Annotated in this window: 9 protein-coding genes and 1 riboswitch; of the genes, 7 read left to right on the top strand and 2 right to left on the bottom strand. The window is 27.6% G+C overall.

Annotated features, from left to right (window positions below):
- Positions 1–298: 298 nt before the first annotated feature.
- The 3 genes from B5D11_RS08990 to fusA all read left to right on the top strand — a co-directional run bounded on the left by B5D11_RS08990 (position 299) and on the right by fusA (position 3910).
- Positions 299–850, top strand: a complete 552-nt coding sequence (locus B5D11_RS08990) for a biotin transporter BioY (RefSeq protein ID WP_078682705.1) — start codon at positions 299–301, stop codon at positions 848–850.
- Positions 844–1230, top strand: a complete 387-nt coding sequence (locus B5D11_RS08985; protein WP_078682704.1) for a DUF1284 domain-containing protein — start codon at positions 844–846, stop codon at positions 1228–1230. Before B5D11_RS08990 ends, B5D11_RS08985 begins: the two co-directional genes overlap by 7 nt.
- Positions 1231–1825: 595 nt before the next feature.
- Positions 1826–3910: an elongation factor G gene (gene fusA, locus B5D11_RS08980; RefSeq protein ID WP_078682703.1), complete on the top strand. Its 2085-nt coding sequence runs from the start codon at positions 1826–1828 to the stop codon at positions 3908–3910.
- 144 nt (positions 3911–4054) lie between these two features.
- Here fusA and rbr read toward each other — a convergent pair whose 3' ends face one another.
- Positions 4055–4642 (bottom strand): rubrerythrin, encoded by a 588-nt coding sequence (rbr, locus tag B5D11_RS08975; RefSeq protein WP_078682702.1) that lies wholly within the window; start codon positions 4640–4642, stop codon positions 4055–4057.
- 190 nt (positions 4643–4832) lie between these two features.
- On the opposite strand from rbr, the gene B5D11_RS08970 reads away from it, so the two are divergent.
- Both B5D11_RS08970 and B5D11_RS08965 read left to right on the top strand, forming a co-directional pair.
- On the top strand, positions 4833–5087 hold the full coding sequence (locus B5D11_RS08970) for a hypothetical protein (protein WP_078682701.1): 255 nt from the start codon (positions 4833–4835) through the stop codon (positions 5085–5087).
- A 123-nt stretch (positions 5088–5210) separates the two neighbouring features.
- Positions 5211–6158, top strand: coding sequence for an ROK family protein (locus tag B5D11_RS08965; protein WP_078682700.1), 948 nt, complete (start codon positions 5211–5213; stop codon positions 6156–6158).
- Positions 6159–6301: 143 nt separating this feature from the next.
- Here B5D11_RS08965 and B5D11_RS12980 read toward each other — a convergent pair whose 3' ends face one another.
- A complete protein-coding gene (locus B5D11_RS12980; RefSeq protein WP_278320347.1) occupies positions 6302–6433 on the bottom strand; it encodes a hypothetical protein in 132 nt (43 codons plus the stop codon).
- Positions 6434–6630: 197 nt separating this feature from the next.
- Here B5D11_RS12980 and B5D11_RS08955 point away from each other — a divergent pair, with 197 nt between their 5' ends.
- Both B5D11_RS08955 and metF read left to right on the top strand, forming a co-directional pair.
- Positions 6631–7782 carry an amidohydrolase gene (locus tag B5D11_RS08955; RefSeq protein ID WP_078682699.1) on the top strand — a complete coding sequence of 384 codons (1152 nt, stop codon included), beginning with the start codon at positions 6631–6633 and terminating at the stop codon, positions 7780–7782.
- A 130-nt stretch (positions 7783–7912) separates the two neighbouring features.
- A riboswitch (SAM riboswitch) is annotated at positions 7913–8024 on the top strand.
- Between the two features lie 78 nt (positions 8025–8102).
- On the top strand, positions 8103–9002 hold the full coding sequence (gene metF, locus B5D11_RS08950) for a methylenetetrahydrofolate reductase [NAD(P)H] (protein ID WP_078682698.1): 900 nt from the start codon (positions 8103–8105) through the stop codon (positions 9000–9002).
- Positions 9003–9017: the final 15 nt, after the last annotated feature.

Genomic DNA, 9017 nt, shown 5'->3' with positions numbered 1-9017 from the left:
GCAAAGTATAGAAAGTAGAGTAAGTTTTAATGATGCAAGAGTAAATTTCTTTATCAATTATTATAAAAATGTCTTAAAATTTTTATAATATTATAGTAAGCTTTATTTGGTGCTTTTTTAATTATTCTTGTCCAGTTATGAACAGAAATTGCAATATATTAAGAGATTATAATAAATCAATTATAATAGATATTTATAATTTAAAATTTATCATTGACAAATATATAATAGGAATATATACTTTAATTGTCAACCTTATATGCAAGTTAAGTTAACAATTATCAAAAGGAGTGTTAATATGAGTTTAAAGTTTTCTATTAAAGAAATGAGTACAGTAGCTATATTTTCTGCGTTAACAGCAATACTAGCTCAGATTTCTATACCTCTTCCTTTTAGCCCTGTTCCTATAACTTTTCAAATATTTGCAGTATACATATCATCAATAATATTAGGTAGTAAGCTTGGAACTTTGTCTCAAATAATTTATGTACTGTTAGGGACAATAGGTATACCTGTATTTGCTAACTTTTCTGGTGGGTTACATTTTATACTCGGTCCTACAGGAGGATATATTTTAAGTTATCCTATTATTGCATTTATTATAGGTAAAATTTTAGAAAAAAAACAATCTTTTATAATTACAGTTTTAGGCTTGTTATTTTCTTTGATAGTTTGTTATTTTATTGGAGTACTTCAACTTTCCATAATTACTAAAATAACAATTCAAAAAGCTATATTAGTAGGAGCTCTTCCTTTTATTCCCTTGGATATAGTAAAAATTATAATTGCATATTTAATTGGAGTAAAAGTTAGAGTAAGTCTTTTAAAGGCTAATTTGATAAAATGTTAGTTTTAAGAGCTCATCATTTATTATGTATCCAAGGCTATGTAGGGAATGGTTATAATAGAGAATTTGTTTATAATATGAATAGAGTTATAAAGACACTTAAATATAATCCTTATATAAAAATAATAGCAAAAACAGATGTAATTTGTTCAGCATGTCCTCATAATACAATAAATAGTTTATGTGAAGATGAATATAAAGTTTCTTATTTGGATAATGAAGTGCTAAAATTGTTAGGTATTAATAGTAATAGTGTATTTCATTATAAAAGTATTTTAAAAATTTTAAAGGAAAAATTAGACCGTGAAAACTTTATAAGAATTTGTTCTAATTGTGGGTGGTTTTCACAGGGATATTGTGAAAAAGGACTTTTTACTAAATAAATTTTTATTTGATAATAAAGTTTTTATTCAAAAATAGAAAAAATTGATTATCTTAACAAAAAGTATTTTTATTGAGAATTAAGTACTATATTATAGGTAAATTTTTAAATATTATAAATTGTATAATGATTATAAATTGTATAATGGAAGTTAATTTATAGATTATTTTACTTTAATAATATTATTTTTCTATTGAAATTAAAAGCATGGCAATTTCCAAATAAAAGAAGTTGCCATAATTTTTTATATATTATTGAAATTATTTGAAAATATATTGATATATAAATTTCTATTATATATAATATTGTTTAAAGAAAAGTCATACTATTTTGAAAATTATGTTTAAAATAAAAAAGGAAATAAAGTAAAAAAATAGAATATATATTTAATATATAGAAATATATAAATTAAAATAAATTATCTCTAATTTATAGTTGATTATTTAACTAATATTTATATAATTTCATTTAATAAGCTGTTGTTGAATAAAATTTTATATATTTACTTTTATAGTATTTTTTAAAATTTTTAAATGACAAAATTTAATTTTGAAATTATATAAAAATTTATATTTTTAGAAAGGCAGGAGTTTCTTATGAAAGAATACAAAACTCAAAATTTAAGAAATGTAGGAATTGTAGGACATAGTGGAGCAGGAAAAACTACATTAACAGAATCTTTATTATTTCACACTAATACAATTGATAGAGCAGGAAAAATAGAAGAAGGCTCAACTATAAGTGATTATGATTTAGAAGAAAGAAAAAGAAAAATATCAATAGCTACATCAGTAGCACCTTGTGAATGGAAAGATATAAAAATTAATTTATTAGATATGCCTGGTTATTTTGATTTTATAGGAGAAATGATAGAAGGATTAAAAGCTGCAGATATAGCTTTAATTGCTGTATGTGGAGTATCTGGAATTCAAGTTGGGACTGAAAAAGCTTGGGATTATGTAAATAAGAATAAAATGCCTAGAGCATTTTTTATAAATAAATTAGATAGAGAAAATAGTAATTTTGAAAAAGTATTGGAGGATTTAAAAGAAAAGTTTGGTATATCTGTAGTACCTATTCAATATCCTATAGGGAGTGAAGAAAATTTCAAAGGTGTTGTAAACGTTATTTCAAGAAAAGCAAGAATATTTAATTCAAAAACTAACAAAATGTTAGAAGAAGATATTCCTTATGAAATTTTAGATAAAGTGGACCAATGTAAAAATATGATAATGGAAGCTGTAGCAGAAACAGATGAAGTTTTACTTGAAAAATATTTTAATGAAGGTGAGTTAAGCGATGAAGAAATTTATAAAGGTCTTATAAATGGTGCCTCAAAAGGAGAAATTGCACCAGTTATGTGTGGCAGTGCGTTAAAGGGAATAGGAATAGAAACTCTTTTAGAAGATATAGTTGAATGTTTTCCATCACCTAATAATATAGAATTGTTAAAAGCTAAAAATATAAAAAATAATAATGAAGTTGAAATTAAGATAGATGAGGCTGCTCCATTTTCAGCTTTTGTATTTAAAACTATAGCCGATCCATTTGTTGGGAAAATGTCTTTATTTAGAGTTATGAGTGGTAAAGCTAAAACTGATTCTATTGTATATAATTCTACAAAAGACAAGCAAGAAAAAATTGGAAGTATGTATTTTTTAAGAGGTAAATCACAGATACCTACTTCAGAAATAATAGCAGGTGATATAGGTGCTGTTGCTAAACTGCAATATACAAATACTGGAGATACTTTATGTGAAATGGCCTTACCTATTGCTTTTGAAAAAATTAATTTTCCAGAGCCTTCTATATCTATGGCTGTTATGCCTAAATCTAAAGGGGATGAAGATAAGCTTTCTTCAGGGCTTTTTAAACTTTTAGAAGAAGATCCTACTTTTAAAATTTCAAGAGATGTTGAAAATGCTGAAATGATAGTATCGGGTATTGGAGAAACCCATCTTGATATAATAGCAAGTAAATTAAAAAATAAATTTGGGGTAGATGTTATCCTTGAAAATCCTAAAATACCATATAGAGAAACTATAAAAAAGGCTGTGGATGTCCAAGGAAAGCATAAAAAGCAGTCTGGAGGACATGGACAATATGGAGATGTATGGATTAAATTTGAGCCAAGGGAAGATGAAGAAGATGACTTGCAATTTGTTGATGAAGTAGTAGGGGGAGTTGTACCTAGACAATATATACCTGCCGTTGAAAAAGGATTAAGAGAGTGTATTCAACATGGTGTTTTAGCTGGATATCCAGTTATTAGACTAAAAGCTACTCTTCATGATGGTTCTTTTCATCCTGTAGATTCATCTGAAATGGCATTTAAGGTAGCTGCTTCTCTTGCATACAAAAAAGGTCTTGCAGCGGCAAACCCTATATTACTTGAACCTATAATGCATGTGGAAGTACTTATACCGGATGAGTATATGGGAGATGTTATGGGAGATATAAATAAAAAAAGAGGAAGAGTGCTTGGTATGGAACCACAAAATGGATATCAAAAAATTATTGCTGAAGTTCCTATGGCAGAAATGATTAAATATGCTACTGACCTTAAATCTATGACTCAAGCAAGAGGAAGTTTTAAAATGAAATTTGAAAGATATGAAGAAGTTCCAGCTAATGAAGCTTTGAAAATAATAGAAAATGCTAAAAAGGACAAGGAAGAATAATAATATATTAAAACAATAAATTTTTAAGTGGACATATAAATATATTTAGATAAATTAAAAAACCATGCATATATTAGAAAAAATCTTTTTATGCATGGTTTTTATTTATAAAATTAAAGAAATATTAGATTTAAATTGTTGTTTTTAGAAATTATCAGCTAATAATTCAAAGTAACCTTGTGGATGTAAGCAAGCAGGACAAACTTTTGGAGCTTCTTCTCCTTCAAATATGTAACCGCAATTGCCGCATTTCCATAAAGTAGAAGTTTCTTTTTTAAATACTTTATCATTTTCTACATTAGATAATAACTTTCTATATCTATCTTCATGATGTTTTTCAACTTCTGCAATTTTTCTAAAAGCAATAGCTATTGTATCAAATCCTTCTTCTTCAGCAACATCAGCAAATTTTGGATATAAATCAGACCATTCTTCATTTTCTCCATTTGCAGCTGCAAGTAAATTTGTTTTTGTATCTCCAAGTGCAACAGGGAAATTAGCGGTAATTTCTACTGTATCCCCTGCAAGTCCATTTTCATTTAAAAATTTAAAAAATCTTTTTGCGTGTTCTTTTTCATTGTTAGCTGTTTCTGTAAATATATTAGATATTTGTACAAATCCTTCTTTTTTTGCTACAGAAGCATAAAAAGTATATCTATTTCTTGCTTGAGATTCTCCTGCAAAGGCTTTCATTAAATTTTCTGCTGTTTTAGTTCCCTTTAGTGAATTCATAAAAATCCCTCCATTTAGTAAAAATTACATTATGTTCATAATATATATTTTTTTACTTAAATTATATCATAAATTTTCGCTGTATAGTAAAAATTTATGTTAAAAAATAATGAATATTTTATAATATAATACAAAAAATAATCATGGCGTTATTTAAGGAGAAAATATTGTAAGCTAAAGGAGAGATTTTATGTCAGAATACCGTTTAGAAATCAATGGGCCTATAGGATTAAGTGATTATAGTAATATTAATGATTATATGAATATAATTGGAGAAAATGATAAAGTTATTATTTCAATCGGCCCTGGAGATGCACATAATGTAGATATAATAACAAATATATTACATCATAATGGACTTGAAGTAGCAATGAAGGGCGGACATGATGATGACGGAAGATATTTTATAACTGCTTATAGAAGAGGAGATGAATTTAAAGGATAAATATAATGGGACTGTTATAATAAATTTTTTATAGCAGTCCCATTATATTTGTTTTCCTATATAAAAATGCTTTGTTTTTTGATATAATAATGTTTGAAAATTAAAAAAATATGGAGGCAAGTCATGGATAAAAAATATGTAATAGGAATTGATTTAGGTGGTACTAAAATAAGTGGTGCTCTTGCAGATTTAAATGGGAATGTGCTAAGTAAGCATACTATACCTACAAAAGCTTCTGAAGGTGAAAATGCTGTACTTAATAGAATATTTGAAGTAATTGAAAAGGTTATGGAGATAGCTAATAAAACTTCCAGTGAAATTAAAACAATAGGAATAGGTTCTCCGGGGCCTTTAAATGCTAAGACTGGAGTTATAATAACTACGCCAAATCTTCCTTTTAAAAATTTTCAGCTTGTAAAACCATTGGTAGAAAAATTTAATATACCTACATATCTTGATAACGATGCAAATGTTGCAGCTATAGGAGAATATATGCTTGGAGCAGGAAAAGGGACAAACAATATGGTTTATGTAACAGTAAGCACTGGAATAGGTGGAGGTGCTATATTAAACGGTAAAATATATAGAGGAAGTACATCCAATGCATTAGAAATTGGACATACAACTCTGCTTCCTAATGGTCCAAGATGTAATTGTGGTAATTATGGCTGTGCAGAGGCATTAGCTTCAGGTACTGCAATAGGAAGGCAAGGAAGGGAAGCTGTAGAAAGTGGAGAGGAAACTTCACTTAAAAATTATGAAAACATTACTTCATATGAAGTTTTTAAAGAAGCTGAAAAAGGAGATAAAGTATCTAAAGACATATTAGATAAAAGTTTAAACTATTTAGGTATAGCTGTTGCAAATATTATAACCAGTTTTGATCCAGATATGGTTGTAATAGGTGGAGGAGTTGCACAGGCTGGTAAAATAGTTTTTGATAAAGTTCAAGAAGTAGTGGATAAAAGATGTTTTAAAGCTATGTCTGAATATTGCAAAATTGTTCCAGCAGCTTTAGGAAAAGATGCTGGAGTTATAGGAGCTGTAGCTTTAGCTTTATTAGAGGGATAAAAATTAATACATAATCTTGTTACAGTTTTTATTTGTATGTTGGGTTGAAACAGTAGAGCAAATACCTATAAATGTTAAATATACTAATCCATGAATAAGTTTTGGTATATATATGTAGGCATAGAAAAAGAAGAACTTATAGCCTAAAACACAGATGTTTCAATAGGAGTAGACATAGGACTAAAAGATTTAACAATAGTTTCAAATATAGATAAATCATTTAAAAACATTAATAAAACTAAAGAAGTTAAAAAGAAAGCAGAAATAAGTTTCAAGGAAATATGAAGATGGAAAAGTTCAAATAGGAAAGGAAGGTGAAAACCGTTATAAATTTACTAAAACTAATAACATTAAAAATCAAGGATTTAAGCCTTTGGAACAACATATCAAACTGGAGTAGTCTTATGACAAAACAGGTTGCATTGAATAAGGAATAAATCTCTAAATAGTAGATTTTATGTAACGGCTTAAAATGTTATTAATTAAAAATGGAACAATTCTTACTATGGCTAGTGATATTATTGAAAATGGAGAAGTCTTAATTGATAAAGGGAAAATCATAAAAGTAGGGCAAAATATAAATGTATCTTCAAATTGTGAAATATTTGATGCTGAAGGCGGTTTTGTTATGCCTGGTATAATCGATGCTCATTGTCATATAGGAATGTGGGAAGATGGTCTTGGCTTTGAAGGTGATGATGGGAATGAAATTACGGATCCTGTTACTCCACAGCTTAGGGCTATTGATGCAATTAATCCTATGGATAGAGCTTTTAAAGAAGCTTATGAAAATGGTATAACATGTGTATGTACAGGACCTGGAAGTGCTAATGTTATAGGAGGACAATTTGCAACAATTAAAACTAAAGGTAAAAGAATAGATGATATGATAGTTCAGGAACCAGCAGCAATGAAAGTTGCTTTTGGTGAAAATCCTAAAAGATGCTATAATTCAAAAAAACAAACACCATCAACTCGAATGGCAACAGCATCTATATTAAGAGAATATCTTTTTAAGACTAAAAATTATATAAAAAACAAAGATAAAAATGAAAATTTTGATATGAAACTTGAAAGCTTAATACCAGTTGTAAATGGAGAACTAAATGTAAAAGCTCATGCTCATAGAGCAGACGATATTTTTACTGCTATTCGTATTGCTAATGAGTTTGGTCTTAAAATGACTATAGAGCATTGTACAGAAGGACATTTAATTGCAGATGAACTTGCTAAAGAAGGATATGCTGCAATAGTTGGACCATCACTTACAACTAGAAGTAAAGTTGAGTTAAAAGAATTGAGTTTTGAAACTCCTAAAGCTTTATATAAAGCAGGTGTAAAAATAGCTTTAATGACAGATCATCCTGTAATACCAGTACATTATCTTCCTATGTGTGCTGCATTAGCAGTAAAAGCAGGATTAGATGAGGAAGCTGCACTTAAAGCAATAACTATAAATCCAGCAGAAATACTTGGTATTTCTCATAGAGTAGGATCTATTGAAATAGGTAAAGATGCAGACATTGTGGTATTTAACAAACATCCTTTTGATATTTATGCTAAAACTAAATTAGTTTTAATAGATGGAGAAATTGCATTTATAGATACTAAGCATAAAAATTAAAAATAATTTAGTAAAATAATAATTTTATTAAAAATATATTTTATGATTAAATTTTATATGAATAAAAATAAATTCATTGACATTTTTGCTGTATTAATTTAAAATAAACATAAAATTTAATATTATTCTTTTCTTATCAAGAGAGGCGGAGGGACTGGCCCTAAGAAGCCCGACAACCTATGTCATTTTAAGACAAAAGGTGTCAATTCCAGCAGAGATGTATTATTTCTGAGAGATAAGGGAAATAGTAAAATAAGAAATTAACGCTATTTTTCTTTCCGAAAGTAGCGTTTATTTTTATATAAAAAGGGGGCACTAAAATGCAAATAAAAAATATTTATAAAAAGAAAAAACCTATTATTTCTTTTGAGATTTTTCCTCCTAAAAAGGAAAGTCCTGTAGACACTATATATGATACAATAGAATCTTTAAAAGACTTAAAACCAGATTTTATAAGTGTAACCTATGGGGCAGGTGGAAGCACTAGAGATAAAACTATAGAAATTGCATCATTAATAAAGAATAAATATTATATTGAGACTTTAGCACATTTAACTTGTATATCATTAACAGAAGAAAAACTTCAAAAATTTATAGAAGAATTAAAAGAAAATAATATTCAAAACATTATGGCTCTTAGAGGAGATTTACCTCAAAATTTTAATGAAGAGTTATTTCAAAAAAGCCAGTATAAATATGCAAGTGATTTAATAAAGTCCATAAAAAAAGATGATGAAATATGTATAGGTGGGGCATGTTATCCTGAAGGGCATTTCGAGTGTAGCAGTTTAGAAAAAGATATTGAAAATTTAAAAATAAAAGTGGATTCAGGAGCAGATTTTCTTATAACTCAGCTTTTTTTTGATAATGAAAGTTTTTATAGATTTATTGATTTAGCTTATAAAAAAGGAATTAATGTGCCAATTTCTGCTGGAATAATGCCTGTTACAAATAAAAAACAAATTGAACGTATGATCTCTTTAAGTGGAGCATCTTTACCAGCTAAATTTTCAAGAATTATGGCTAAATATGAGAATAACCCTCAAGCATTAAAAGAAGCAGGTATTGTTTATGCTACTGAACAAATTATTGATTTGCTCTCTTGGGGAATAGATGGAATTCATTTATATACTATGAATCGTCCAGAAACAGTAAGAAGAATTATTCAAAATATATCTAATATAAGAGAAGCTTTAGAATATAAGGATAATATTAACTAAAACACAAGGGGGCTT

It is taken from the genome of Clostridium sp. USBA 49 (assembly GCF_900167505.1).
Taxonomy (GTDB): domain Bacteria; phylum Bacillota; class Clostridia; order Clostridiales; family Clostridiaceae; genus Clostridium_AT; species Clostridium_AT prolinivorans.
Note: the sequence above shows the minus strand (reverse complement) of the source record. Positions and strands in the feature narration are given on the sequence as shown.

Coding starts and splice junctions, on each gene's coding strand:
- B5D11_RS08965 (WP_078682700.1), top strand. CDS start 5,211: ATGGATAAAAAATATGTAATAGGAATTGATTTAGGTGGTACTAAAATA.
- fusA (WP_078682703.1), top strand. CDS start 1,826: ATGAAAGAATACAAAACTCAAAATTTAAGAAATGTAGGAATTGTAGGA.
- rbr (WP_078682702.1), bottom strand. CDS start 4,642: ATGAATTCACTAAAGGGAACTAAAACAGCAGAAAATTTAATGAAAGCC.
- metF (WP_078682698.1), top strand. CDS start 8,103: ATGCAAATAAAAAATATTTATAAAAAGAAAAAACCTATTATTTCTTTT.
- B5D11_RS08970 (WP_078682701.1), top strand. CDS start 4,833: ATGTCAGAATACCGTTTAGAAATCAATGGGCCTATAGGATTAAGTGAT.
- B5D11_RS08990 (WP_078682705.1), top strand. CDS start 299: ATGAGTTTAAAGTTTTCTATTAAAGAAATGAGTACAGTAGCTATATTT.
- B5D11_RS08955 (WP_078682699.1), top strand. CDS start 6,631: ATGTTATTAATTAAAAATGGAACAATTCTTACTATGGCTAGTGATATT.
- B5D11_RS08985 (WP_078682704.1), top strand. CDS start 844: ATGTTAGTTTTAAGAGCTCATCATTTATTATGTATCCAAGGCTATGTA.